The sequence below is a fragment of the Desulfamplus magnetovallimortis genome (genome assembly GCF_900170035.1).
Classification (GTDB): domain Bacteria; phylum Desulfobacterota; class Desulfobacteria; order Desulfobacterales; family Desulfobacteraceae; genus Desulfamplus; species Desulfamplus magnetovallimortis.
In genome coordinates this window covers 1-26203 of sequence record NZ_LT828558.1, presented here as the reverse complement: position 1 = coordinate 26203, position 26203 = coordinate 1, and the positions used below count along the sequence as shown (strand labels likewise).

Here is a 26203-nt window from a genome sequence, read left to right as displayed (position 1 = left end):
TCATCAATTATTTTTTTTTCAATCATGTAAAATAAAAACATCAAGATCCATAATTTGTTTTGCTGTTTACATAACAGCTATGGCATCATGAGAAAAGCTATTACCGCTATTAAATACCGGCAAAATCACTTATAAGATGGCAAATTATACCATACCATTTCGTTCATCAAGGAGAGTAGTTCAGTGGGTGCTGTTTCAGTTACAAAAGAAGGTATTAAAAAGGCAATATCGAGCCTGAATTACAAAACAAGTTCAATAAAATACAAATTAATCCATGCAATTGAACAATTTTATCCCGATGATAATACTGATGACCAAATATCAAGTATTGACACTGATGAAATTATCAAAAAAATATGGAATACTGATGACAATCCCGCCATTATCAAAGCAAAAAGGCGTAATTATTACAGTTTGCGATCATCCATAAACGCTGACCTTGCCAAATTATCTCCTGAGACAGAAAATCCGGAAAAAATCAACATCACCCAGGATAATATTTTTGATATGACAGAGGAGGCAAAGAGCGAATTATTAAGCTCTTTTTCTGATGTTGCAAAGAGTGGTAACCTTGACCTCGGACAAATTGCAGATATTTTATCTACAATTACCGATCTCATTTCAAATATGGAGATTGATGCTTCCAGCAGTGAAAAACAGAGCAGCAACCTTGAATTAATAAAAGATAAACTTAAATCAATTACTGATTACGTTATACCAAATCAAAAGGAAGATGGTGCAGGTGACCAGGAAAAAGCTCAAACCGAGCCCGGAAATGATCATGATAAAACTGCAGACGATAGCGATGATGAGTCCAATCTCAAGCCAGGAGATGATTCAGAGAGATCCGGTCATGGAAATGATGGTGACGGTTTCCATCAAAATCAGGATAGCGTTGTTGAAGCTGAAAAAGAAGATGAACTTGTTGAGATTGAAGATGAAGAGGATATTGAAATTGAAGAGGATATTGAAATTGAAGAGTTTGATGAAGAAGAAATACTGGCAATAGAGGACGACGAGCTCCAGGATGATATCGAAGAAATAGAGGATGACGATATCATTGATATCGAAGATGAAGAGCTTCTGGATGATATTGAAGAAGTGGAGGATGAGGATGTCATTGATGTCGAGGACGAAGAGCTTCAAGATGAGATAGAAGAAGTGGAGGACGATGATATCATTGATGTCGAAGAAGTTGAAGATGAGGATGTCATTGATGTTGAGGACGAGGAACTTCTGGATGACATAGAAGAAGTGGAGGCTGAGGATATCATTGATGTCGAGGAGGAAGAGCTTCAAGATGATATTGAAGAAGTGGAGGATGAGGATGTCATTGATGTCGAAGATGAGGAGCTTCTGGATGATATCGAAGAAGTTGAAGATGAGGATATCATTGATGTCGAGGACGAGGAACTTCTGGATGACATAGAAGAAGTGGAGGCTGAGGATATCATTGATGTCGAGGAGGAAGAGCTTCTGGATGATATCGAAGAAGTAGAAGATGAGGATATCATTGATGTTGAGGACGAGGAGCTCCAAGATGACATAGAAGAAGTGGAGGATGACGATATCATTGATGTTGAGGACGAGGAACTTCTGGATGACATAGAAGAAGTGGAGGAAGATGATATCATTGATGTCGAAGATGAGGAGCTTCTGGATGATATCGAAGAAGTTGAAGATGAGGATATCATTGATGTCGAGGACGAGGAACTTCTGGATGACATAGAAGAAGTGGAGGATGAGGATATCATTGATGTCGAAGATGAAGAGCTTCTGGATGACATAGAAGAAGTTGATGAAGATGATATTATTGAAGTTGAAGACGATGAAGAACTTGCCGAGATCGAAGAAGTTGATGAAGAGGATATTGTTGAAGTTGATGATGATGATTTACTGGAAATTGATGATGATGAGCTTGATGAATTCAGAGAATTTCAAAAGCAAAAAGAGCTTGCTACTCATTTTGACCTCCTGCTCGCAGATTCAGATAAAAAATATAATACATATCAAATAGTTCCCTCCGGCCATTACACTGTCGGCAGCAACAAAAAAGCCAAAAACAAATTAAAATTGCAGGAAATTGAAATAGAAAAGTTTTATATCGGAAAATACCCTGTGACAAATTCCCTTTTTCAAATATTTATACAGGAAACCGGTTATGTTACTACTGCAGAAAAAAAAGGAGTTGGTAATGTTTTTTATGGTCGATTCCGTAAAGGTAAAGCCCGCTCCACATGGCAGCAGGGCTCTGGCAGCACAAATGTAAAAAATGCATGTTGGTATCAACCAGAAGGGCCTGGCAGCTCTCTCCACAATAAAAGGAATCATCCGGTTGTACAGATAAGTGTTGAAGATGCATTGGCATTTTCGTCCTGGATTGGCAGGCGCCTGCCAACAGAAGCAGAATGGGAAGCAGCAGCCAGAACAGATCTCTCTTTTCGATATCCTTGGGGGAACCAATGGGAAAAAAATGCATGCAATATTGAAAGCTCATCCATTGGAGAAACCACACCAGTTGACAAATATGAAAAATACTGTAATCCTCTCAATATTGTCGATCTTTTAGGTAATGTAATGGAGTGGACATGCGACACAGTGCCCAATCCATACTCCGACAATGTTGTAAAATCATTCCATGTGGCAAAAGGATTTGCATGGAATGCAAGTGACAATAACAGCATTGACTCAAGAACTTTATACCAAACAGGACACACATCAAACATTATAGGTTTTCGCTGTATTTCTGAATATTTACTATAACACACACGGCAAATGCAACCACAACAAAATGATATGATAAGTTCCTGTCTTGACACAACGTGATCTATTACGACATCCACGATAAAAATGGATACTATTCTTTAAAAAAAACATGTTGGCTTTAAAAAAATGAAAGGAATCACAAGATTGAAAAATATTGACCTTGAAACGAGAATTGAAAACTTAAGAAGAGAGATGCAACAAGCTGATACGGATACCGTCATAATTTTTTCTGATGAAAACAGAAGGTATCTCAGTGGCTTTACAGGTTCAGATGGAAATTATGATGAAAGCGCAGGTGTTCTTATAATAACATCAACAGATCTACTGCTTGCCACAGACTCAAGGTATGATACCCAGGCATCCCAGGAAGCAACCCTTTATAATGTTTCTTGCTATAAAGAAAACATTTCAAAGGAACTGCCCTTATTACTTAAATCTGTCAACTCCAGAAAAGTTGGTTTGGAGACATCCAGATTGACAGTTGAGATTTATGACAAAATCAAGACCAAACTCAAAGAAGAGTCTCCTGAAATAATAACCTCCTCTGCTGACAAATTTCTGAAAACCTTGAGGATCAAAAAAGATAACAATGAAATTGAAGCAATCAAGAAAAGTCTTGCCATTAGTGAACAAGCTTTTCTTAAATTACGTACCATTATTCATGAAGATATGACTGAAAAAGAGGCTGCATGGCTTCTGGAAAAAATGATTCGTGAAAATGGAGCAGATTGCCTGTCTTTCCCAACAATTGTGGCATCAGGCAAAAATTGTGCACTGCCCCACGCAATCCCGGGAGAGAGAAAATTTAACAGCAATGAGCCTTTGCTGTTTGATTTTGGAGCCAAGTTAAAAGGATATTGCAGTGACACAACAAGAACCATTGTCATTGGAGAGCCTGACAGCACATTCAAGGAGGCTTATGATACTCTTTTTCATGCCCAGAAATTTGCTGTTGAAGCTATAAAACCCGGAATTAAATGCAGTGAAATAGACAGAGTAGCACGAGACTATATTGATAATTCAAAATTTACTGGAAGATTTGGACACTCCCTTGGACATGGAGTCGGAATTGCAATCCATGAATCACCAAGATTGTCAAAGTTTGATGATACTTTGCTTGAGGCAGGAATGGTAGTGACTGTGGAACCTGGAATTTATATACCTGAATGGGGTGGGATCCGACTTGAAAATATGATTTGCGTTACAGATGAAGGTTCAGAGGTACTTAATAAGATAAGTTATGACGATTATATCATTTAAATGAAGCATGTCAAAAAAATATATAAAAAAAAGGAGCTTTCAACCCACATTGGCTAAAAGCTCCTTTAATGCTCTCTATCTGGACTAATCCACAAAAAAACCTATCTCATACAAGAAAAAACCTATCTCATACAAAAAAAGCTCACTGACAAAAATGTCAATTAGATATGTGGACAAGTTTTTTATCTATATCAGTGAGCAACTACAGTTTTGATAATCTCTGCTGCCTGGGGATGTGCATAGATAAGAATCAAGGCAACAACAAGTGCATAAATACACAGAGACTCAATCATGGCGAGACCGATAAGAAGGGTTACAGTAACTTTACCTGATGATTCGGGGTTTCTTGCAATACCCTGAACAGCACCGTTAAGACCCATTCCCTGACCAATACCACAACCAAATGCTGCGATTCCAATTGCAATACCTGCTGCCCATACACATGCGGTAAAAAAATCCATTTTTTTCTCCTTTTTACCTTAAAATAAGAAATAAATTAATAACTCTGCGGCTTCTTCCAAAAACCCGCAATTTATATACCATCAGCACAATGCTGATTCACTCTTACTCATAAAACATAAAACATAAAACTTCAGTGTACGTGTTACAAAATCAATGCGCGTGTTCCATTGCTCCGGTAAAGTACATGACCGAAAGCAAAAAGAAAACAAATGCCTGAACAAGAGCTACAAAAATTCCAAGAGCCATGATCGGAAGAGGAGCAAAAAAAGCTCCGGCAAGCGCAAACAGGATGCCAAGAACCAGCTCGTGTCCCATCATGTTTCCGAAAAGACGGAAAGAGAGAGAAAGAATTCTTGCCGCGTGACCAATAAGCTCAATGGGAAGAATAATGGGAATCATCCACCATACAGGGCCTATAAAATGTTTATAGTAATTTGCACCATGATATTTAATACCAATCACATGTGTGAATACCACGGTTACAAGGGCAAGAGCACCTGTTGTATTCAGGTTAGCCGTAGGAGGGAAAAACCCTGGAATAAGCCCTACGAGGTTTCCAATGAAAACAAAAAGAAATATGGATGCCGCAAGAGGAAACAGCCACCTTCCCTCTTCACCGGTAATCTCAACCATAAACTCTTCAAGTCCTGAAACAAGTACTTCAAAAACATTCTGGACAGGTTCCGGAATCATCTGGGTTTTTTTGCCTGCAAGCCAGCCAAACAGAATCAAAATTGCCATGACAACCCACATATAGATCACATGCACATTTGCATGAGCAAAATGATCCAGACCTATCGCTTCAAATAGCTTTACAAAAAACAGATACGGATGTTCCACCTTAAACCGCCTCCTTGAAAATAAGTCTTGTTAATTCAAGCGCAGTTGCCACCATAATACTGACAACCACAACCGACAGACCGAGAAGCAGTCCAATCGGCTCAACTATATTCCTGTTTATAAGCGCAAATATCACAATTCCGCTTATCGCAAACCGTATATAATATTTGACAAGAACCACATTCAATATGGAACGAGGTTCTGCTGAAAGTACATTCTCAGCTTTAAAGCTTCTGTAAAGAGTATGTCTCAAAAAATGAAAATTGATAGTTACAAGAAGAGCACCACAAAGAATTCCAAGTGCAAATTTAAAAGGGGTGTTGATAAAACCAAGAAGAGTTACAATAACAAAGAGATACCAATTTGACTTTATCACAAAACTGATCATTCTCTGTTGAATATCCATACCAAATATTTTCCTGTAAATTAACAGCAAACTAAAGATTTCTGCTTCGTCTGGCAGCCATCAAAAGATTTCTAAAACCTGCTGCTATGCCAAAGCCGAGAAAAACCATGGTCAAAACAGGCTTTGTATCAAAAACACCATCCAACCAAACTCCAAGAAAAAGACCAATAAATATTGACAGGGCAACAGTCAGTCCAAGGCTGCTATAATATGCAAGTTCACGCACTGTGCTGAATTTCTTTTTTGCCATTGATGACAAGGCCTCTCTTAACTCCTGATCTTTGTAATAGTTTGGCACCAGAGTATCTGTTATTTATGCCGGAAGTCAATAGTGCGTCTGTCTTGTCACAAAGTTTCCGGTGTCCCAGCAGTTTTAGCAATTTTAGTGGAATTAGCACAGGATGAATTTCAAGTCAATGTCAAAATACGCATTACACATTGAAAAAGCACCATCTGGTCATGATGGGCATAAGGCCGAATGGATTTCAAAACTGCAAACGAGCGAGAGCCTTTGCATGACAAAAATTGGCATCCTGAATATTCAGCCAAAAGTACTTTACACTTTTTTGTTGAAAAATCCCGACAAATGGGAATGGTGTCACGGAACCTGTAAATCTGTAAATGGATGATGCCCAAAAATTTTATATGAAAGTCTCCGTAACAGGCTGTTTTAAAAACGACTTTCATCCCTTCGATTGTGGCGGGCATCCGCCATGTACGTTATACAATACCTGCAACAACAGCAAAACGGCCAGTTCTGTTCTCCCCTCTGTATGAGAAGAACTCTCCTGTATTACATACAGTACAAATGCCTGAGATTTCGATATTTTCAGGCTTTACACCCTTTTCCGTCAATTGATCAAAACTTATTTTCCAAAAATCAAAGTTGTATCCTGTCTCCAAAGAATCTGTGTCAATACGATATTTCCACAAATTTTCAGGTATTTCATCTTTGTAGTTTTTAAATTCAGAACAACATGGCCCAAGGGATGGAGCAATGCCAGCCAAAATATCAGAGGGTTTGGTTCCAAAGCTCTGTGTCATTATATCTACACCATTGCCAATAATATCAATCACGGTGCCACGCCAGCCAGAATGAATATTGGCAACAACATTTTTTACAGGGTCATAAAGAATCACTGCCTGACAGTCAGCAACCTGAATGACTGGGAAAATGCCTTTCACATCAGTCACAATTCCGTCTGCATCAACAATATTGGATGACAATGAATCAACAGAAGATGATTTTTTATCATCTTTTCGATAGACCAAAAAATCCTTACCATGCACCTGATTCAGATATATCATTTTATGGGAAGTGACATTGAGGCTGGCAGCAATAAGTTCTCGATTCTTCAGCACATTTTCTCTTTTATCACCTGTTGATAAACTTACATTCAATTCATTAAAAGGATGTGAACTGACCCCGCCCCTTCGTGTAAAAACCCTCTGGTATATACCATTATATCGGGAAAGATTATCAAACGTATAATATTCCAAATCCAAAGCGCTTTTTTCTGTTTTTCCTGTTTCCATTTCCTGTTGATTACTCCCGCTTACATCAATAATTACTACTGATCACCGCAATAAACAGCAACAATTTTTTCAATGATCGCTGTTGTGGATATTCCAGGTAACAAATCAATCCGCTCCACTCTGCCTCCGTGTGCTTTAACGGTGTCTGCACCTACAATTTTCTCTTCAGGCCAGTCTGCCCCTTTAACAAGTACGTCAGGCATTACTTTATTTATCAACTCCGATGGATCAGCATCATCAAACAGAATAACATGGTCAACAAATTCAAGGGCAGCAAGAAGTCTTGAACGATGATCCTGCGAAATGATCGGCCTCTTTTCTCCCTTGATTTTTTGTACAGAGAGATCCGAATTTAAACCTATCATCAGAATGTCTCCTTGACGAGCGGCCTCTTCAAGATAAGAAAGATGCCCTGCATGCAAGATATCAAAACATCCATTGGTAAAAACAATTGAGCTCCCACTTGCTTTATAAGTTGCAGCAACAGCTTGGGCTTCATTATATGGAAGAATTTTTTTCAAATTAGTACCATCCTTCTGCCTCTTCAAGTTTAAATAGTCGGGTCATTTTTTCAGACATTTCAAATATTCAAAGCGTATTATACCCGACAATCAAACCTTGCAAGAACACTTCTATGCGTTGGCAAGTACCAGCAAATCCACACAATCTGCACCAGCATCATAAAGCCTTACTGCTGCTTCAGAAGATGTTGCACCTGTAGTATGCACATCATCAACCAGCAAAACCTTTTTCTTTCTAACATCGTCGGGTCTTTTTACAGTAAATGCATTGCTCATGTTCAACTTCCTTTCCTCCCTGGTAAAGCCAACCTGGGATTTTGTGTTTTTTCTCCTTGCAAGGCATCTGTAATTAACAGACCAGTTTGGCTCAATACCTTTTTGCTGGAACCACCATCTTTGGAAGTCTTTCACAAGAAGAAAACTTTGATTAAAGCCACGCTTAACCATACGCCATCGGTAAAGAGGTATGGGAACAATCAGGTCAATATCATAACCGCTGTATTTTCTTACAAATATAAAAAAGAGAAGTTTGCCAAGGCGGTTTGCCAAAACAGTTTTATCATCATATTTTAAAAGGTGAATAGACTCTTTGATGATCCCTTGATAACGTGAAGCTGCCCAGGCATATCTGATACCTGACTTCTCAGGAGCTTTAAATGATGAAAGGGAAAAATCCGTATCAGGGCACAGATGACAACATCCCAAATATTCAAGACATCTGTCACAAAAACAGGATTTAATGGAATCCACAAAATATTGCCACTGAGTCAGATCAGATTCAAAGGAGAAAGGAATTTTGGCTTGAAAATGCTTTGAAAAAGCTTTGTTTCCGGACATGATAAAACCGCATTTAAGGCATTTGGGCGGAAACAGGCAATCCAAAAATTCTGCTCCTATATTGCCGATAATATCTTGAAAAGCCAACAGGGATTTCATAAGACTTATTTAAAAATTCTTTGGCGAAGAATCTCATACATGGCAATACCACTTGCCACAGATGCATTCAGAGATGTCACACCTTTTACCATTGGTAAAGAGACAATAAAGTCACACTCTTTTTTTACAAGGGGCCTTATCCCTGTATGTTCTCCTCCTACAACAAGGGCAATATCACCGGAAAAATCAGCATCAAAAATTGAAATTGCTCCTCCGGCATCAAGACCTGCAATCCACACACCATTTTTTTTCAACTCTCTTACAAACATAGCAATATTAGTAACAATTGAAATATCTGCGTGTTCCATGGCTCCTGCCGAAGCCCTTGACACTGCCGGAGAAGGATGCACAGACCTGTCTTTAGGTAGAACAATATGATCTGCCCCTGCACAAATTGCTGTCCGTATGATTGCGCCAAGATTATGAGGATCCTGAAGACCTTCAAGAATAACAAAAAATTTTTTAGAAGATTCTAATATCTCTTCCTCTTCACTGCCATATCCGGCAGTGTGCGTTTTGTTTATCTTTCCTTTAAAAATGTCAGAGGCTTTTCCAAGGGGATATCTGCCAACTTCAGCAGCAACCCCCTGATGTTTTACACCGAGACAAATCTCTTCAAGCTGTTCATCAGATGTGTATTCAACAGCAATATCATGATTCTTTGCAAAATCAACAATCTCAATTATTCTTCCACTATGTTGACGGGAAACAAATATTTTGAAAAAAAGGCGTCTTTCAGCTTTAACTGCTTCCAGAACAGGATGAATACCGCATAAAATCTCACAATTCAACCTGCCCATGCTCTTCTCTTTTACCCTTTTTTTATAAGTCATACCACCCTGCTGTTTTTATCGATCTGATGTCAAATAAGGCATCCTTCATATCATGCAAAAAGTACTTTATACTTTCCGGAACAGTAAAGGCATTGTGTTCAGGAAAATGTAAACTGGGAACTGGCTTTAAACAACTTACCCGTTTACCTCACCCCCTATCCATGAGTGGAGAGGGGGAGTTTGGGTAAGTTAATTAAACCCTATTACCTGGCAAATGAAAGATTCCCCAAATTATATTTTTTTTGTATGTCATTTGAGAGTGATTGAGAAAATTTCCAAAAAATCTTTTTGAGCCTGTTCAAGATTATCATTTACAATTACATGTTGATACAAATCCTTACGTGCAATCTCTCCTGCTGCATTTTCAAGGCGCTTTGCAATGGTGTCATCAGAATCTGTTCCCCTTTTACGAAGCCTCTGCTCAAGAATTTCAATTGAAGGCGGCATAACAAATATTGTTACAGCTTCGGGAAATGCCCGCATGATCTGTTCTGCTCCCTGCACATCAATATCAAGAAGAAGATGCCTTCCATGGTTGAGATTATCTTCTATCTCTTCACATGAAGTACCGTAATAATTTCCATGAACCTCTGCCCATTCTGCCCAAAGATTATTTTTAATGCGTTCCCTGAACTCATCCACACTTATAAAATAATAATCCACTCCATGCTGTTCTCCCAGCCTGGGAGGTCTGGTGGTGTGGGATACAGAGAACGATATATCAGGAAATGTCTCCAGTACTTTCATGCAGAGAGTACTTTTGCCGGCACCTGAAGGGGCAGAAACCACAAAGATATCTCCCCTCTTTCTCTCTTGATGTAATGAATTCATGATACCTCACTTTTCTCCTTTGGCAATGCAGCAAATCTCTGGGATATTGTTTCAGCCTGTATGGCGGATAGAATTACATGATTGCTCTCTGTAACTATTATTGATCGGGTCTTTCTTCCATGTGTGGCATCAATAAGACGTCGATCTTCCTTTGCTTCATCCTTGAGGCGTTTCATGGGTGATGAGTTAGGGGTCAAAATGGTGACAACTTTTTCAGCCACCACAGTATTACCAAAGCCTATATTAAGAAGTTCCTGTTCCATAATATCCAATACATTTCAATTACAATATCAACAATACTCAAGCGTATTAGAGAGCATCACTATTCAATATTCTGAATCTGTTCTCTTATTTTCTCAAGCTCGGATTTCAGGGAGACAATCATGTGTGACAACTCAGCCCTTCCCGATTTGGAGCCCATTGTATTAAATTCCCGATTAAACTCCTGAAGCAGAAAGTTTAATTTTCTGCCGCCTGGCTCAGAGGATGCAATGGTCTCACGAAAAAGGGCAATATGACTTCTTGCTCTCACAATCTCCTCAGAAATATCGCTTTTATCTGCAAGAAAGGCAGCTTCCTGGGAAAGTCTTACAGGATCAAGACCGTCAATACCTGATGTCAAAACAGAAATTCTTTCCATAAGGCGCTCCCTGTAAAAAGCAGGCAGTGATTCTGCATCTTTTTCCACTAGGCTTATGATGTTTTCAATAGAGTCAAGCCTTTGCAGAAGATCGTCTGCCAGGTTGCTGCCCTCGCTTGACCTCATTGCTTCAAGGCCGTCAAGGGCTTTGTCCAAGGCCTTTGAAATAGTTGCCTGAATAAGCTCGTCATTCTGCTCTTTTTCCGAAGCCTTGATCATATCCCTGCCTTCCAGCAGTTGTTCAATTGTTATATCGGAACCAAAGCCAAACTTTTCTTTCAACTCAAGAAGGGCATTATAGTAGGCTTCCGCCCTTGGGATATCAACCGTAAACTGAACAGCATCAAGGGATTGATCCCTGATTTCAATGCGGGTTTCTATCCGCCCCCTTGACAATCTGTTTGAAACAATTTTTTTGATGCTATCTTCAAAGCGACTGAATGCCCTTGGCAGATAAAGGGCAATATCGAGATGTCTGCTGTTATATGAGCGAATCTCCACATCACACTGGATATCCCCATCTTCATGGGATGCGGCTGAATAAGCTGTCATGCTTTTTATCATAATTTATATCTTACTCTCTTCTCTCTTTTTATTAGAAAGTCTCCATAACATGCTGATATATAATGGCTTTCATCCGTTCAATTGTGGCAGGTGTCCGCCATGTACGTTATATCTTAACTCTCTGTCCAGTGTACTGGTTTTGGTTCATGATAATCTGGACTTAACTTGCTTTAATTCCATGGAATATTCATCCCTGACTTTTTGAAGAAAAGCCTGCATATCAGCGGAAGCATAGTCAGGGTATGTCCAGTCAAGGGAGTGAAATCCCCCTTTTTTATACATGAGCGTCAAATCCCCGTAAATGCCATTGCCAATATAAATTCTGTGGGAATAATCCTTTCCAGTGGCCAGTATAAATCGGGACAATAATAAATATCCGGGATCTATATTGATTGCCCTTCTTCCATCAGCTTCCCAATGCTTCTCAATACCGTTGGTAACAAGCTTGATACGAGCAAGGTCAGCTTGCTCTATAAGCTCTTTAAATACAGCAACACGGCGGAACAAAGGCGCTCCCATCTCCCGATAGTAATAATCTGTATAATCAAAATCAAACCAGGGACTTACCATGGAAATAGCACCAAACTCAGATTCAAGAAGTGGCGCAACCTTGTCAAAAATTTCCCTGCTGTTCATGAAAAGGCTTATAACAAGTTTTGCAGGATCAGGTTTTCCGGGTTTACTCATTTTGTTAATGGCTTTGCTTCTTCAATAAGCATAATAGGAATATCATCCCTAATTTCATATTCAAGCTGACAGGAATCACAGATCAAACCATCTTTTTTTTCGTTCAGATAGATATCTCCCTTGCATTTAGGGCATGCCAAAATATCAAGAAGCTCCTGAGAAACAGACATTTAGATTTCTCCTTATTTTTACCGTGGAAATGACTATCATTTTTATACTTGGGCGTGGTTGATACGTAGTCAATCATGCCCGTTTACCGTGACAATGACCATTATTTTTATATTTAGAGGTGATTGATACGTAATCAATCATGCCTGTTTATTTTTTATCAATCATCAGAAGGATTGTGCTGCATATTTTGAAGCTTGAAGTAGTCACCCTTTAACAGCATAAGCTCATCATGGGTACCCTGCTCAACTATTTGGCCTTTATTAATGAGAATAACCCTGTTGGCATGCTGAATGGTTGAAAGCCTGTGAGCAATTACAAATGATGTTCTTCCCTTCATAAGATTACCAAGGGCTTTTTGTACAATTTTTTCAGCCTCGGCATCAAGGGCGGATGTTGCCTCATCAAGGATGAGAATTGGGGCATCCTTTATAAGTGCCCTTGCAATGCACAATCTCTGCTTTTCTCCTCCGGAAAGGCGACTGCCAAGCTCCCCTGTAACAGTATCATAACCTTTGGGAAACCCCATGATAAAATCATGGGCAAATGCTGCCCTGGCAGCAGCTACAACCTCTTCATTTGAAGCACTCTCTCTTCCGTAACGAATATTTTCCATTACAGTTTCATTAAAAAGAATGGGTTCTTGGGTTACAATGGAAATATTGCTTCTAAGAGAGTGAAGAGAAATATTACGAATATCAATCTCAACCCCACCCTTTTCTATCACAATACGCCCTTCTGTTACATCATAAAATCTGGGTATCAGATTCACAAGGGATGTTTTGCCTCCACCGCTCATACCAGCCAGTGCAATGACTTCACCTGGATTAGCATGAAGATTAATCCCACGAAGTACAAGGGAATCCCCTTTGTCAGATAGAGAACAATCTGTTCTTCTCCCATCATATGAAAAGGATACATTGTCAAACTTTACACCAACAGGCCCATTTTCAAGCGTACAAGCGTCTTCATTATCCACAATTTCAGACTCGCGTTCCACTATATCATAAATACGTGTAACAGCAGCAAGCCCTTCCTGAAGTGTATTGTTAAGTTTTGTCAATTTTTTTACAGGGTCATAGAGCATCATCACAGCAGTAAGAAAAGAGAAAAAAGTACCAGTTGTTGATTCGCCACTTATAACGCGTGAACCCCCGAACCAGATGATAAAAGCAATACCAAGACCTCCAAAAAACTCCATAACAGGAGAAGATAGGGACTTTGATATAACCGATTTCATCTCAAGACGAAAAAGAGTTTCGGTCTTGCACCTGAAACGATCTTTTTCATATGCTTCTCTGGTAAATATTTTAACAACTTTACTGCCGGAAAAGGTCTCGTGCAAAAAAACGCTGAGGTCAGCCATTGCCTCCTGACAGCCTGTACTGAATCTGCGCACACGCCTGCCAAATGCCACAACAGGATAAAATGCAGCAGGAAGAATCAAAAAAGCACCCACTGCAAGCTTCCAGTCCATATAAAAAATCACGCAAGTCAAACCTACCACAGTAAAAAGGTCAAGCAGAAGGCTTGTAACAGCAGTGGAGACCATTGCTTTGACAATATTGACATCATTGGTAATACGTGACATCAATACACCTGTTTTTTCCTTGTGGAAAAATGATATTGGAAGCTCTATAATGTGATCATAAAGGGAATTTCTAAGTTCCTTTATAATCTGCTCACCCACATAACTCATCCAGTACTGCTGTCCGTAAGCAGCAATTCCCTTTATAAAAAATATAAGGATTGCTGCGACCGGAATAATTAAAAGACCGGATCTGTTGCGATTTACAAAAATATCATCAAGCATAGGCTTAACAAGATACGCAGATGCAGCAGTTGTAGCTGCCACAAGCAGCATGCAAATCATTGCAAAAAAAAGCCTCTGCCAATGTTGCCCCAAAAGTTTAAGCAGGTCCCGGTGCGAAGCTGAAATTTTTATGGTCATCCCCCACAACAAGTATTGTCAATATTCCAAAAATATGAGACCATACTTTAATATGAAACAGAGTACAATACTATTTTTATTTTTAAAAATTTACAACATGGTCTGGAAGCTTGTGCTGCCTTTACTTAAAAGAAATGCACGGCTGAGTCATGGTATCATCCAGCGCACATCCTGCTCTCACCTTCAGCAAAGTGACATATGGATACATGGCGCATCTGCAGGGGAAGCATATCTTTCATTAACACTTATCAAAGCCCTCGTTAAATCCAATGGTAAACTACCTGGCAAAATACTTCTTACTGCAACCACTTCCCAGGGAATTGACATTCTGAACACCTCCATGCAATTTTCCAGCACTACAAACGCTCATCCCCCGAGCAATACAGACACCATGCAGAAGTTGAGGCAGCCTGAGCAGGAGAAGTCAAAACTTCCGGAATTTATAAAAACCACAGAACCTTTATCACAACCCAACGCTTACTGCTCTTCAGAACAGATCAAAACTGCATGGTTTCCTTTTGATATCCCCAGGCTCATGACAGAGGTTATTGACCGTATAAAACCACGACTCATTGTACTGATTGAAACAGAACTGTGGCCTGGACTTCTTGCTGCTGCCCGAAAAAAGCAATGCAGGGTATTAATTATAAATGGCCGATTGTCAAGAAAAAGCCACAGACATTACAAATTGACAAAATGGCTGTGGCGGACAGTTGCCCCTGATGCTATACTTGCAACAAGCTCGAATGATTGTGAAAAATTCAGAGCTATCTTTCCTGAAGCCCATATTGACCTCATGCCCAATATGAAATTTGACACAATTTTATCTTCAGTAAAACATGAAGATACCCCCAGCAATGATAATCCCCCTCACGAAGAAAAGATCTGTAACGCCAAAAACACCACTTACGAGGAAAATATCTCCCAAGATTTCAAATTTCTCCCATTAGATGTACCAATTTCGATATTTGCATCCATCCACAAGGAAGAAGAGAAAGATATTCTCAATATTATGGAGAATATGATAACAAAATTGCCGGAACAGGTCATTCTTCTTTTTCCGCGTCACATGCACAGAAACGATGCCTGGAAAAAAGCCCTTGGAAGACCTGACAAAAAAATCAAATGGGAACCAAGATCAGAAATCACAAAACAGGTATCTCCTGGCACCATTATATTATGGGACAGGTTTGGAGACCTTAAAGATGCATATACTATTGCCACAGCAGCATTTGTAGGTGGCAGCCTCAAACCCCTTGGCGGGCATAATTTCATTGAATCCATTATCTCAGGCGTTCCTACTGTAACAGGAAGTTTTCTGGATGATTTTGCCTGGACAGGAGATGAAATTTTTGAAACAAACATAATATGCAAAGCCTTTAACAATAATGAAGTAATTAATAAAATGCTTGATTACCTAAAACATCCTATGGACAGACATACTGTTATCAGAAAAGGAATCAAATCTCTCCGTGAGAAACAGGGTGGCAGCACATTGGCCTGTCAAATGATCAACACATATCTACAAAAGAATGGAAAATCATGAACAACCGAGACAATACCCATCAAAGGGTTATACGGAAAAAAGCCGGTGAACACAAACGATATGCTTCAGGATTCAGATATCAGAAGGAGAGCCGATATTTTGCCCAGATTGCAGAAAATCTCCGTGATCAGGGCATAGAAGAACTGCAGTCACTTGGAGCCACATGCATAGAGCCATCACATAGTGGGATATATTTTAATGCAGAAAAACCAGTATTTTACAAAATAAATTATATGACAAGAGTTATATCAAGGGTACTTGCTCCCCTTGAATCGTTTCCCTGTCAGGATGGAGATACTCTATATAAGTTTTCAAAAAAAATAAACTGGGCTAACCTGATGAGTATCAAAGAGACCTTTAGCATTGTATCCAATGTCTCTGACAGCGATATCGACCACTCCCAGTTTGCAGGGTTACGCGTAAAAGATGCAATTGTGGATTACTTCAGGGAGAGAACAGGCAAGCGCCCAAATGTTGATACCCTCAATCCTGACATTATCATAAATCTTCATATCCGTGAAAACCTGGCAGATATCAGTGTTGATGCATCAGGTGGTGCGCTTCATAAAAGAGGGTATCGTGAAGAGTCCGTTACAGCTCCCATGCAGGAGACGGTTGCTGCTGCCATAATAAAATTCTCAGAGTGGAACGGTAAGGTTCCCCTTTATGACCCAATGTGCGGTTCAGGAACACTTTTGTGCGAGGCGCTAATGCTGCAATGCCGCATCCCTGCTGCTGTTTTCAGGGAAAAATTTGGGTTTGAGATGCTTCCTGATTACAATCCGGAAATTTGGGCACAGGTAAAAAAAGAGGCAGACTCAAACATAATGGAACTTGATTCAGGATTAATCTCAGGAAGCGACATATCAAAGGAATCTGTTGATGCTGCAAAAACCAACCTAATGGGGCTGCATCACGGTGCCCAGGTCACAGTAAAACAGATTGATTTTCAGGATATTCCAGCCATTGAAAACAGCGTAATTGTTGCAAATCCTCCCTATGGTATAAGAATCGGCAAAAACATGGATTTAAATCTGTTCCATAAAAATCTTGGAGATTTTCTCAAGCAGAGATGCCAGGGCTCAACAGCCTATATATATTTTGGTGATCCTGAGTACTCCAAACATATGGGGCTTAAGGCATCCTGGAAAATACCCATTAAGGCAGGCGGGCTGGATGGCAAACTTGCCAAATATGAACTTTATTAAAACATTAGTTTAAAGGTTTAAAAATATCTCCATGAAAAAACAGGAAACACCTGACATAAATATTCTTGCCGGCCAACGCCTCATGGTGGGGTTTGATGGAACAGAGTTCAATTCCGAGCTTCAATATCTGATAAATGATCTTAAGGTTGGTGGCATCATCCTTTTTGCAGGCAATATAGAATCTGCCTTACAGGTCAAAAAACTTTGCAGGGATGCACAGGATTATGCAGCATCATGCGGACTTCCTCCTCTTTTTATTGCAGTTGATCAGGAGGGAGGCGTTGTTGCAAGGCTAAAACCACCGGATTTCACATCATTTCCGGGCAACCCTCATATAAAAAACCTTGATGATGCAATTCATTTTGCCACAATAACAGCCCAAGAGTTGCAAGAAGTACATATCAATATGGATTTTGCGCCTGTCATGGACTCTATTCCCTGCTTTAATGAAGAGATAAAGAGAGAAAAAGATGAAGGTAATGGAGAAAAGAATGGAGAAGGGAATTGTATCAAGGGACAAACATTTGAAGAGACCAAAAAGTTCAACCACCTTCAGGAAAAAAAGCCCTTTGAAAGCATCATGAAAGAGAGGGCATTCAAAGGCAGCCCTCGCCAGGTAGGCGAACTTGGCGCACAGGTTATAACGACTCTGCAGAATAATGGGGTAATGGCTGTTGCCAAACATTTTCCAGGCATTGGCAGAACCACCCTGGATTCCCATCTTGATCTTCCAGTACTTGATGCTGCACCGGAACTTCTGGCATCCTCGGATATAATTCCGTTTAAGACAGCCGTCAAAGCTGGTGTATCCGGCATAATGCTCTCCCATATCCTGTATTCGAAAATTGACCCAAAATGGCCGGCAAGCCTATCCAGAAAGATTGCCAAAAAGCTTTTAAGGGATGAACTTGGATACAACGGCCTTGTAATGACCGATGATCTCGATATGAAAGCCATCAAGTGTGACATCAGAACCAGCATAACCCAGATTCTTGATGCAGAGGTGGATCTTGCCCTTATCTGCCACAAAGGCCCGGACATAGAAAAGGCCTTTATGTTAATTAAGAAGTTGATATCAAAAAATGAACTTCTTCTGGAAAAAGCAACTGAATCATGGCAAAGAATCTACTCCTTGAAAAAAAAATATCTACATTGATTTTTTAATTCTTCTAAGCACCATATTAATTATTATTACGATAATTATCAGTAATAACAGAGACATACATCTTTGTTTTGAGCTGTTGTTTTTACAGATTAACTAACTTGTAATAAATATTTTTTTAAAAAAAGAAAAAACCATTTAATGTATGGATAGTTGTTGACGATAAGGAAAAATAACAGTATAAACAGACATGGTTTTTCGCAGACCACCATTCACCATGAACATCCCAAAAGAGGTTTCATGGAAAAAGGCAAAGAGACAAACAACTATTATGTTATATCAAAAGTCTCCCAATGTAATCCAAGGAGCGGAGCTATGCCCTCTTGATTGAACCCTACAACGCAAAATATCTTTCTCCTAGCAAAGAATTCCGAAGACTTTCTCTTCTTCTTCAGATAAAAGAGAACTCAAATATCAGTCAACATACCCTTGCAGACAGAAGCCACCTAAGCAGCTCAATGGTGAACGTCTATATTCGAGAGATGACAGAAGAAGAACTTCTTACTGTTTCCGGCAATTCAAACAGAACTATTTCCTATCATCTGACTGAAAAGGGCAATAAATATCTCTACAAACACTTTCTGGCTTTTTCTGCAGAAACAGTTCAGATTTATGCCTCTGTAAAAAGAGAGATAACAAGGCTTTTAAAGCAGTTTGAATCCAGGGGCATTCGTACCCTTGTGCTTTACGGAGCATCTGATACAGCTGAAATTGTGAATGCTGCAATCCAGCAGACAAGACTTGTTGTAATAGGCGTTATAGACAGTGACCCTGCCAAACAGGGGCAGCTTTTTAACAATGGAACCATCATACAATCGCCTGAAAACCTTTCCCACATAGCACCTGACGCAGTTCTGATCACATCATTTGCCCGCCAAAACGAAATTCACGAAAACATTGAAAAACTCGGTTCTCCGGATATCAAAATCCTTAAACTTGCCAACATATGAGAGCCAATTAATTGAATTCAGTTTTTTATAATAAACCGAATTGTCCTATTCATACACCACAGGTAAAGATCAAGAAAATGAAAATCGGAAACAGGAATATTGGAGAGAGCTTTTCCACCTATGTGATTGCAGAGGCTGGTATTAATCACAACGGCTCCCTGGATCTGGCAAAAAAACTTGTGGATGCAGCCGTAGATGCAGGGGCACATGCCGTAAAATTTCAAAAAAGAGACCTCCCAAGCCTTTACCCTGAAGATATGCTCCTTCATCCTGAAAAGTATGAGCAGAGTTTTCAATATATGCTTCCTCTGCTTCAGCGATTTGAACTTTCAGAAGAGGATTATGTTAACCTTCGGGCATATGCAGAAGAAAAACCCATAGATTTCATATGTACCCCCTTTGATATCAAAAGTGCCAAGCTTATATATGAAGCAGGAATTCACGCCTTTAAAATAGCCTCGGCAGACCTTACAAACTACCCTCTACTTGACTTTGTAGCCTCAAAGGATCTACCCATAATAATCTCCACAGGAATGTCATATAAGGATGAGATTAAAAAAACTGTCCATTTCCTGAATGAACGAAGAGCAGAATTTGCCATACTTCACTGTAGAAGTGCATATCCTGTGTGGCCAAGGGATGTGAATCTTAAAATGATCAACTGGTTGAAACAATTCAACAAACCTGTGGGTTATTCAGGCCATGATATAGGACTTATCATTCCCCTTGTGGCAGCATCCATGGGAGCATGTATAATTGAAAAACACCTTACCCTTGATCCCACAATGGAGGGAACTGACCATAAAATAAGCCTTGACCCATATTCCTTTAAACGCCTTGTACGGGATATTGAGATTGCAGACCAGGCCATGGGGCATGAGAAACGCTTTCTCTTAAGAGGAGAGGTTGTCAATCGTGAAGTTTTTGGAAAAAGCCTTGCAGCATCAGAGGATATCCCCAAAGGCTCTGTGATTACAGAAGACAAAATAGCAATAAGAGGCCCTGGCAAGGGACTTCCCACTTCAAGGCAGGATGAACTGGTTGGAAAAAGGGCAAATCGCCATATCCATAAAAATTCATTGTTCTATGAAGATGATCTTGAAGAAGATCAAAATGATGAACTTCTTGAGCCATCAAGATTATCCTTTAAAAGTAAATGGGGGCTTATTACTCGTTTCTCAGACTTTGAAGATATAATTGCCTATGATCCTGAAATTATAGAGATTCACCTTGCGGAAAAAGATTTTGGAACAAAATTCATTCCCACAAAAAAATATGAGCAGGAACTCATAGTACATGCACCTGAGTATATCCATGAAGAATTGATGAATCTATGCTCCTTTGATGAAGATCTCAGAAAAAAATCTGTGGCCCTGGTTCAAGAGACCATAATACTTGCAAGGGAACTTGCACCATTTTTTAAAGGAACTCCCAAAATTGTTGCTCACCCTGGTGCCATGAGTATGAAGGAAAAGCTCAACAAATCCCAGCTTAGGGAAGCTCTTTTAAAATCTGTCTCTGAAATAGATCACAACGGTGTTGAACTTCTCCTGGAAAATATGCCCCCCTACCCTTGGTTTTTTGGCGGAGAATGGAAGGGAAACTATTTCATGGCCGCTGAAGAAATTGTATCAATATGCAAAGAGACAGGGCTTAATATTGTTTTTGATCTCTCACACGCTGCCATGTACTGCAATGCCAAGGATCTGGATCTTTATAAGTATATTGAAACCGTTCTTCCCTTTACACGCCATCTTCACCTTGCCGATGCCTACGGCCTTGACGGTGAAGGAGTTCAGTTTGGAGAGGGGGATATTGATCTTGACAAAGTTATGCCGGTTTTCTCAAGCTACAGGGGCTCATGGGTTCCGGAAATCTGGAGGGGTCATCTTAACAATGGCCGTGGATTTTTAAAAGCCATCTCAATTCTCGCCCAATATATAAAATAGGCAAAAAATCAAAAAAATGTTTAAACGTTCAATTATAATAAACCAGAGGGAAAATTCTTTTTACCACATTCCCTCAATTGTGACAGCTCCTGATGGTTCCATACTGGCATTTTGTGAGCAAAGATGGCAATCTCCATGTGATGACGTGGGAGAGTGTCACATTGTTATGACAAAAAGCATCGACCATGGCAAAACCTGGTCTCCTATGCAAGAACTTCGCAGAAAAGATGGAGCCAAATGGCATATGGGCAGTGCCATCACAGACATGGCAGAGGGTAAAGTGCTTCTCATGTGCGGCGGTGGATGGCTGCAAAGCATTGACAATGGCGATACCTGGCTTGACTGGAAACCAGCCCTTCATGCAGATAAAACAACAGAAGGTGTTAAATACGGTATAGGGAGTACCCATGGCAGCACTCCAGGCATTCAGCTTCAATATGGCAAACACAAAAATCGTCTTGTCTGGCCTGCAAGAATAATAATATCAGATAGTGGATACAATGACAAAAGCATATCTGATCGCCGTGAAAAGTGCTACAGCACAGTTATCTATAGCGATGACCATGGCCAAAATCTATACAGATCCAATTCTTTCCATCAAGGCACAGGCGAGGCTTGCTTAATTGAAAGGATAAACGGTGATATATATTTTAATGCCCGTGCCTACTATAATGATGGGAAACGAAGGGTTGCTTTAAGTCATGATGGGGGAACCTCTTTTATGGAAGCACCAGAGGATGTAGAGTTAAGAGAAGTGCCTCAAGGTTGCAATGCTTCAATGATACGTTATCCCCAGCATTTATTGAACATGGATACAAACCATGGGATACCAAGCAATGACATTGTTTTATTTGCCAACCCTGACACAGAAGGCTCAAACAGGGAGCATGGAGTTGTACGTTTAAGTATTGATGGTGGAGAAACATGGAAATATTCAAGGGCAGTAACAGATTATGGCCAGTGGTTTGATTACTCTTCCATGACCGTTGCAAATGATGGAACGATTTTACTTATGTACAAAACAACTCCTTCCATGGAAGGAATTCCCAACTCTTCAGATGAATGCTGCTCCATGGCAATTGCAAGGTTTGACCTTGGATGGCTCATGGAAAACAATTCTTAAAACCCAGCATGAAAAGAAATCAACTACTTGAAATAGAAGAACGCATAATAAATGGGGAAGACAGCTACACCCAGTTCAAAGAGAACATCTTTGATTCTAAAAAACTGGCAGAGGAGCTTGTGGCTTTCTCCAACGCAGACGGTGGTACACTTATCATAGGAGTGAGGGATGACGGGTCTGTTTCCGGACTTTCAAGGAAAGATATCGGCAGATTAAACCAGCTTGTATCCAATACTGCCAATGACAATGTAAAACCACCTGTTTATCCTCTGGTTGAAGTGAGTACCATCTATGACAAAGAGGTGATGCTGGTTCATGTCAAAAAGGGATTTAACAAACCATATGCTACAAGTTCAGGTATTTATATTACTAAATCAGGTGCAGATAAAAGAAAGGTATCCCCTGAAGAGCTTAGAAGACTTTTTGCTGAAAGTGCTGCTTTATCACCAGATGAGATAATACATACCAAAAGCTCGATAAAGGATTTGGATCAGGGAGAGTTCCACCGTTTCTTTCTTAATAAAAAAAACAGGGATTTTGCAGAAACCGGACTTGATCTAACCACAGTTCTTGAAAATATGAATCTTTATGCAGATGGGTACCTTACCCTTGCCGGAATTATGTTTTTTGCTTTCAATCCCCAGAAGTTTTATCCAATTTTTACGCTTCAGGCATTGCACTCCTCCGGAACCGACACCACAACGTCAGGCTATATTAACAAAAAATATTTTTCAGGCAATCTCCGGGCACTTTATGAACAGGCAATGATGTTTCTGCAATCCAGTCTTTTAACCAGACAGGACAAGGAAACATTTAACACACCAGGTACCCTTGAAATTCCGCCCCCTGCACTTGAAGAAGCCATAATAAACGCATTGATACACAGAGATTACTACATAAACGCCCCAATAAAAATCATGATCCATTCCGATCGTGTGGAAATCATAAACCCGGGCAAACTTGCCAACTCCCTGACAGTGGACAAGATAAAAAACGGCTTATCCATCGCCCGCAACCCTGTATTTCACTCTCTGGCACCATTTGTTCTAAATTACAGTGGCTTTGGTACCGGAATCGACAGAATTGTCAAGCTGTGCCCCGACGTTGATCTGATCAATGACACTTCAAGCGAAGAGTTTAGAGTTATCTTTCAAAGATATCATAAACTCAAAGCTGAAGCATAAACAAAATTGTTCCTCATGAAATAATGATAAAAGTCATTCACTTTTCCATAACCCCCCTTGCGGGGGCACCCATTCGCCTTGTGCAGGCTTTGAACCGTTTAACCTCAATCAATGCAAGACTTGTGGATCTTAATCGTTATGATCTTTATGATCACGATGTGGTTTTTTCAGAAACACCTGATCTGGCAAAGGATCTTGCAGAAGAATCAGATATTATCCATCTTCACAACTACCTTGATTGTAATTCAACCCAGTTTCATCCCATTGATTTTGCCACACTGCGTAAAAAGGGAAAACGTATTGTACGCCACTTCCATTCAACACCGGACTGGATTGCTGAAGTGATGGGCATATCAGAAGATGAGCTTTGTGCCTGTACCCTGCCCTCCCTTGTCATTGCCCAGTATCCGGAGCGTTTTTTCATAAATTCAAGGGTGGTTCCAAACTTGATTCCCCATTCAGACATGCTATATCTTCCTGCTTACCATACAGGTTCAGAAAATCATGATGGTGGTTCAAATGTTAAGATGGACAAAGTAAAAAATATTACAAGAAAAGAAAACTGTGATATTTTTTTTAGCTATACAAAAACAGTAGGAGCCTTTGAGAGAAGGTGGGATACCAAGGGTGCTCCAGAAACCATTGCAATTCTTGAAAGAGTTGTGGAAAAAACAGGATGCACCTGCACCACCGTAACGGGGAAACCCCTTGGTGACGTACTAAAGCATAAACAACAATCAAATATTGTAGTGGATGACCTTGTAACAGGCAGTTACCACCTTACGGGTCTTGAAGGGCTTTCCCAGGGCAAGGCGGTTCTCAGTTTCCTGGATCAAAGATCGTTACAGCTTTTAAGGTATATTTCCGGCTCAGATCATTGCCCTTTTATAAATGTACGCCTTGAAGATGCTGAGAAGGTACTTACGTGGCTACTTGACAACCCAGAGACATGCAGAGACATTGGCAATGCTGGACGAATGTGGATACTTGATAATTGGAATGGAAAAAAACTCATTCAGCATTTTACAAGGGCATATTCAGATCTTCTTGAAAGCTCGGACTCTGATTTTCCAGGGCGTCAGTCCAATCTGTTAACACAGGATGCTGTTTCTCATTTTTTCAATAAAACCCTTCATGATATTGTTTACAATTCCCGCAGGGAAAAGGCTAATTCACTAATCTTTTGGAACTCCATCCATGGCTGAGAGAAAGAAATTTCCCATCGGAACACAGGATTTTGAAACATTAAAAAGAAATTCCGAATTTTATTTAGATAAAACTCTCCATTCGCTCATTTTTGATAGAGTATTTTTAATTTTCAAGTTGATGATAAACAGATGGATGGATTTTCAACCTTTGCATGATCTCTTCTTGTAAAGAGGTGAGAGGTGTTAAAGAACGGAGGATAACGTTCCCGGCCATATCTCGAATGATTGTTAGATTGATTTTCGAAAAGGCTTTCAGAATCCTCTCTGCAGAAGGTTTGCTTGCAAGCTTTCTACGGTTCTCTGGGTGCATACCAGCCAATCCGGTATTGTCCTGTTTCAATGACCGGTGAATGACAAACTCAATCAAAGTCAACACCCTGACCCCCAGGGTCAACAAATAAGTCAACCCTTTAATCTGATCATCTTTTCTGACAAACAGCGGAGCAATATTGAATCTGCTTTTTAGTCGGTTGAAAATCCGCTCAACCCGATATTCATTTCTATAGGATAACACCGCATCTTCTAAACTGAGTTTGTCTGCTGATAAATCAGTTACGAAAGCTTTCCATCCGAATCTCTTTTTTTGCCCATCGATTTTTTCTTCATCTCTCACAACCGCGATTATCTGGTACCGAATCTTCTCTTGAACCCTTTTCTCTCGATCATTTGAGCCCCGGCCTTTACCAACAAACTTTGTTGTGCTCTCGACCTGCTTTTCATATTCAACATGCAAAAAATCCTCGACCCGGTATTCTTTTAGAACTTTGGTAATCGCCTGCAAAAGATCTGTTTCATTCGTTATCTGTCTTTTGCCACGACCTCGCTGGGGCGTCAATGCTTCAATTTTAGTTTTGGCTTTGCCAAGACGTGTTTCAAGTCCTGCTGATTGTCTGTCGGCATGGGCGGGAGAGTGAATGACCAAAACACGCTCTTCCCATTGTATTTCCTTACCGTCTTTTTCAAATAGCTGCAAACGATCCAATTCGTACCCATTGGCGGTAAGAAGCTGCTCTCCCTTATCGTTTTCTCTGAAGACGGAAGTCAAAATGTCCCCTTCATTTTTTTCAATGCCTTGGGTAATCCACTGTTCCATTTCGTCTGCTGTCTTGCCAGTCAAAGGTAATGGACACAAATAGTGATGTCCGGTAGAGACCAAATGGTACCGGATTCCCAGCGAGCTCATTTTGCAATCACCGGAGAACAACAATCCAGGTTTTTTCAAACTTTCATTGATACGATCAATCACGGGAATATACAAGCCATCATCCGCTTTCTCCCCGGAAACAACATCTGAGGCTAAGGGCATACCCATGGGATCCAATGAAGCGCACATCAATTTAATTTGTGGTAACTTTGCGTTGTCTTTGCTGTGTCCGAATTGAACCAGGCCAGCCTCTGTTACTTCCTGATCTGCAGAGACTGTCGTCGCGTCACATCTTATTACTTCCGGCTCTATTTCATATACTTGGATG

The 26203-nt window shown here is 40.1% G+C and carries 25 protein-coding genes; 10 read left to right on the top strand and 15 right to left on the bottom strand.

The window, feature by feature from the left end; all coding sequences use genetic code 11:
* Positions 1 to 183 precede the first annotated feature (183 nt).
* Positions 184 to 2763, top strand: a complete 2580-nt coding sequence (locus MTBBW1_RS22645; protein ID WP_080807661.1) for a formylglycine-generating enzyme family protein — start codon at positions 184 to 186, stop codon at positions 2761 to 2763.
* Positions 2764 to 2910: 147 nt separating this feature from the next.
* A complete protein-coding gene (locus MTBBW1_RS22640; protein WP_186441647.1) occupies positions 2911 to 4026 on the top strand; it encodes an aminopeptidase P family protein in 1116 nt (371 codons plus the stop codon).
* 191 nt (positions 4027 to 4217) lie between these two features.
* Here the strand turns inward: MTBBW1_RS22640 and atpE are convergent, their stop codons facing one another.
* From atpE to MTBBW1_RS22565, 14 genes are all read right to left on the bottom strand, one after another.
* Complete coding sequence (atpE, locus tag MTBBW1_RS22635) at positions 4218 to 4487, bottom strand: ATP synthase F0 subunit C (RefSeq protein WP_080807655.1); 270 nt, start codon at positions 4485 to 4487, stop codon at positions 4218 to 4220.
* 151 nt (positions 4488 to 4638) lie between these two features.
* Entirely contained in the window at positions 4639 to 5328 is a 690-nt protein-coding gene (gene atpB, locus MTBBW1_RS22630) for a F0F1 ATP synthase subunit A (RefSeq protein ID WP_080807652.1), read from the bottom strand.
* Between the two features lies 1 nt (position 5329).
* Positions 5330 to 5734 carry an ATP synthase subunit I gene (locus MTBBW1_RS22625; RefSeq protein WP_080807647.1) on the bottom strand — a complete coding sequence of 135 codons (405 nt, stop codon included), beginning with the start codon at positions 5732 to 5734 and terminating at the stop codon, positions 5330 to 5332.
* 31 nt (positions 5735 to 5765) lie between these two features.
* Positions 5766 to 5984, bottom strand: coding sequence for an AtpZ/AtpI family protein (locus MTBBW1_RS22620; RefSeq protein WP_080807644.1), 219 nt, complete (start codon positions 5982 to 5984; stop codon positions 5766 to 5768).
* Between the two features lie 470 nt (positions 5985 to 6454).
* On the bottom strand, positions 6455 to 7270 hold the full coding sequence (gene pgeF, locus MTBBW1_RS22610) for a peptidoglycan editing factor PgeF (protein ID WP_080807639.1): 816 nt from the start codon (positions 7268 to 7270) through the stop codon (positions 6455 to 6457).
* A gap of 35 nt (positions 7271 to 7305) precedes the next feature.
* On the bottom strand, positions 7306 to 7791 hold the full coding sequence (gene rfaE2 / locus MTBBW1_RS22605) for a D-glycero-beta-D-manno-heptose 1-phosphate adenylyltransferase (RefSeq protein ID WP_080807635.1): 486 nt from the start codon (positions 7789 to 7791) through the stop codon (positions 7306 to 7308).
* A gap of 111 nt (positions 7792 to 7902) precedes the next feature.
* Positions 7903 to 8715: a ComF family protein gene (locus tag MTBBW1_RS22600; RefSeq protein WP_139786871.1), complete on the bottom strand. Its 813-nt coding sequence runs from the start codon at positions 8713 to 8715 to the stop codon at positions 7903 to 7905.
* 17 nt (positions 8716 to 8732) lie between these two features.
* Positions 8733 to 9560, bottom strand: coding sequence for a 23S rRNA (guanosine(2251)-2'-O)-methyltransferase RlmB (gene rlmB, locus MTBBW1_RS22595; protein WP_245809524.1), 828 nt, complete (start codon positions 9558 to 9560; stop codon positions 8733 to 8735).
* A 249-nt stretch (positions 9561 to 9809) separates the two neighbouring features.
* Positions 9810 to 10391, bottom strand: a complete 582-nt coding sequence (gene gmk, locus MTBBW1_RS22590; protein WP_080807626.1) for a guanylate kinase — start codon at positions 10389 to 10391, stop codon at positions 9810 to 9812.
* Positions 10388 to 10654 (bottom strand): DUF370 domain-containing protein, encoded by a 267-nt coding sequence (locus MTBBW1_RS22585; RefSeq protein ID WP_080807623.1) that lies wholly within the window; start codon positions 10652 to 10654, stop codon positions 10388 to 10390. Before MTBBW1_RS22585 ends, gmk begins: the two co-directional genes overlap by 4 nt.
* A 59-nt stretch (positions 10655 to 10713) precedes the next feature.
* Positions 10714 to 11595, bottom strand: coding sequence for a YicC/YloC family endoribonuclease (locus MTBBW1_RS22580; RefSeq protein ID WP_080807620.1), 882 nt, complete (start codon positions 11593 to 11595; stop codon positions 10714 to 10716).
* 144 nt (positions 11596 to 11739) lie between these two features.
* A complete protein-coding gene (locus tag MTBBW1_RS22575; RefSeq protein WP_080807617.1) occupies positions 11740 to 12282 on the bottom strand; it encodes a DUF4416 family protein in 543 nt (180 codons plus the stop codon).
* Positions 12279 to 12452: a Trm112 family protein gene (locus MTBBW1_RS22570; RefSeq protein ID WP_080807614.1), complete on the bottom strand. Its 174-nt coding sequence runs from the start codon at positions 12450 to 12452 to the stop codon at positions 12279 to 12281. The genes MTBBW1_RS22575 and MTBBW1_RS22570 overlap by 4 nt, the downstream gene beginning before the upstream one ends.
* A gap of 158 nt (positions 12453 to 12610) precedes the next feature.
* Positions 12611 to 14323, bottom strand: coding sequence for an ABC transporter ATP-binding protein (locus MTBBW1_RS22565; protein WP_245809523.1), 1713 nt, complete (start codon positions 14321 to 14323; stop codon positions 12611 to 12613).
* Positions 14324 to 14453: 130 nt separating this feature from the next.
* Here MTBBW1_RS22565 and MTBBW1_RS22560 point away from each other — a divergent pair, with 130 nt between their 5' ends.
* From MTBBW1_RS22560 to MTBBW1_RS22525, 8 genes are all read left to right on the top strand, one after another.
* On the top strand, positions 14454 to 15947 hold the full coding sequence (locus MTBBW1_RS22560; RefSeq protein ID WP_186441646.1) for a 3-deoxy-D-manno-octulosonic acid transferase: 1494 nt from the start codon (positions 14454 to 14456) through the stop codon (positions 15945 to 15947).
* Entirely contained in the window at positions 15944 to 17155 is a 1212-nt protein-coding gene (locus MTBBW1_RS22555; RefSeq protein WP_080807604.1) for a THUMP domain-containing class I SAM-dependent RNA methyltransferase, read from the top strand. The genes MTBBW1_RS22560 and MTBBW1_RS22555 overlap by 4 nt, the downstream gene beginning before the upstream one ends.
* A 31-nt stretch (positions 17156 to 17186) precedes the next feature.
* On the top strand, positions 17187 to 18311 hold the full coding sequence (locus tag MTBBW1_RS22550) for a glycoside hydrolase family 3 N-terminal domain-containing protein (protein ID WP_080807601.1): 1125 nt from the start codon (positions 17187 to 17189) through the stop codon (positions 18309 to 18311).
* Positions 18312 to 18640: 329 nt separating this feature from the next.
* On the top strand, positions 18641 to 19267 hold the full coding sequence (locus tag MTBBW1_RS22545; protein ID WP_080807598.1) for a winged helix-turn-helix transcriptional regulator: 627 nt from the start codon (positions 18641 to 18643) through the stop codon (positions 19265 to 19267).
* A gap of 77 nt (positions 19268 to 19344) precedes the next feature.
* Positions 19345 to 21216: an N-acetylneuraminate synthase family protein gene (locus MTBBW1_RS22540; RefSeq protein WP_080807595.1), complete on the top strand. Its 1872-nt coding sequence runs from the start codon at positions 19345 to 19347 to the stop codon at positions 21214 to 21216.
* 16 nt (positions 21217 to 21232) lie between these two features.
* Positions 21233 to 22339: a sialidase family protein gene (locus MTBBW1_RS22535; protein WP_080807589.1), complete on the top strand. Its 1107-nt coding sequence runs from the start codon at positions 21233 to 21235 to the stop codon at positions 22337 to 22339.
* Between the two features lie 8 nt (positions 22340 to 22347).
* Positions 22348 to 23523 (top strand): RNA-binding domain-containing protein, encoded by a 1176-nt coding sequence (locus tag MTBBW1_RS22530; RefSeq protein ID WP_080807891.1) that lies wholly within the window; start codon positions 22348 to 22350, stop codon positions 23521 to 23523.
* 23 nt (positions 23524 to 23546) lie between these two features.
* Entirely contained in the window at positions 23547 to 24728 is a 1182-nt protein-coding gene (locus MTBBW1_RS22525) for a glycosyltransferase (RefSeq protein WP_080807586.1), read from the top strand.
* Between the two features lie 106 nt (positions 24729 to 24834).
* Here MTBBW1_RS22525 and MTBBW1_RS22520 read toward each other — a convergent pair.
* Positions 24835 to 26203 (bottom strand): IS1634 family transposase (locus tag MTBBW1_RS22520; protein WP_186441645.1); only part of this gene is annotated, 1369 nt, incomplete at its 5' end.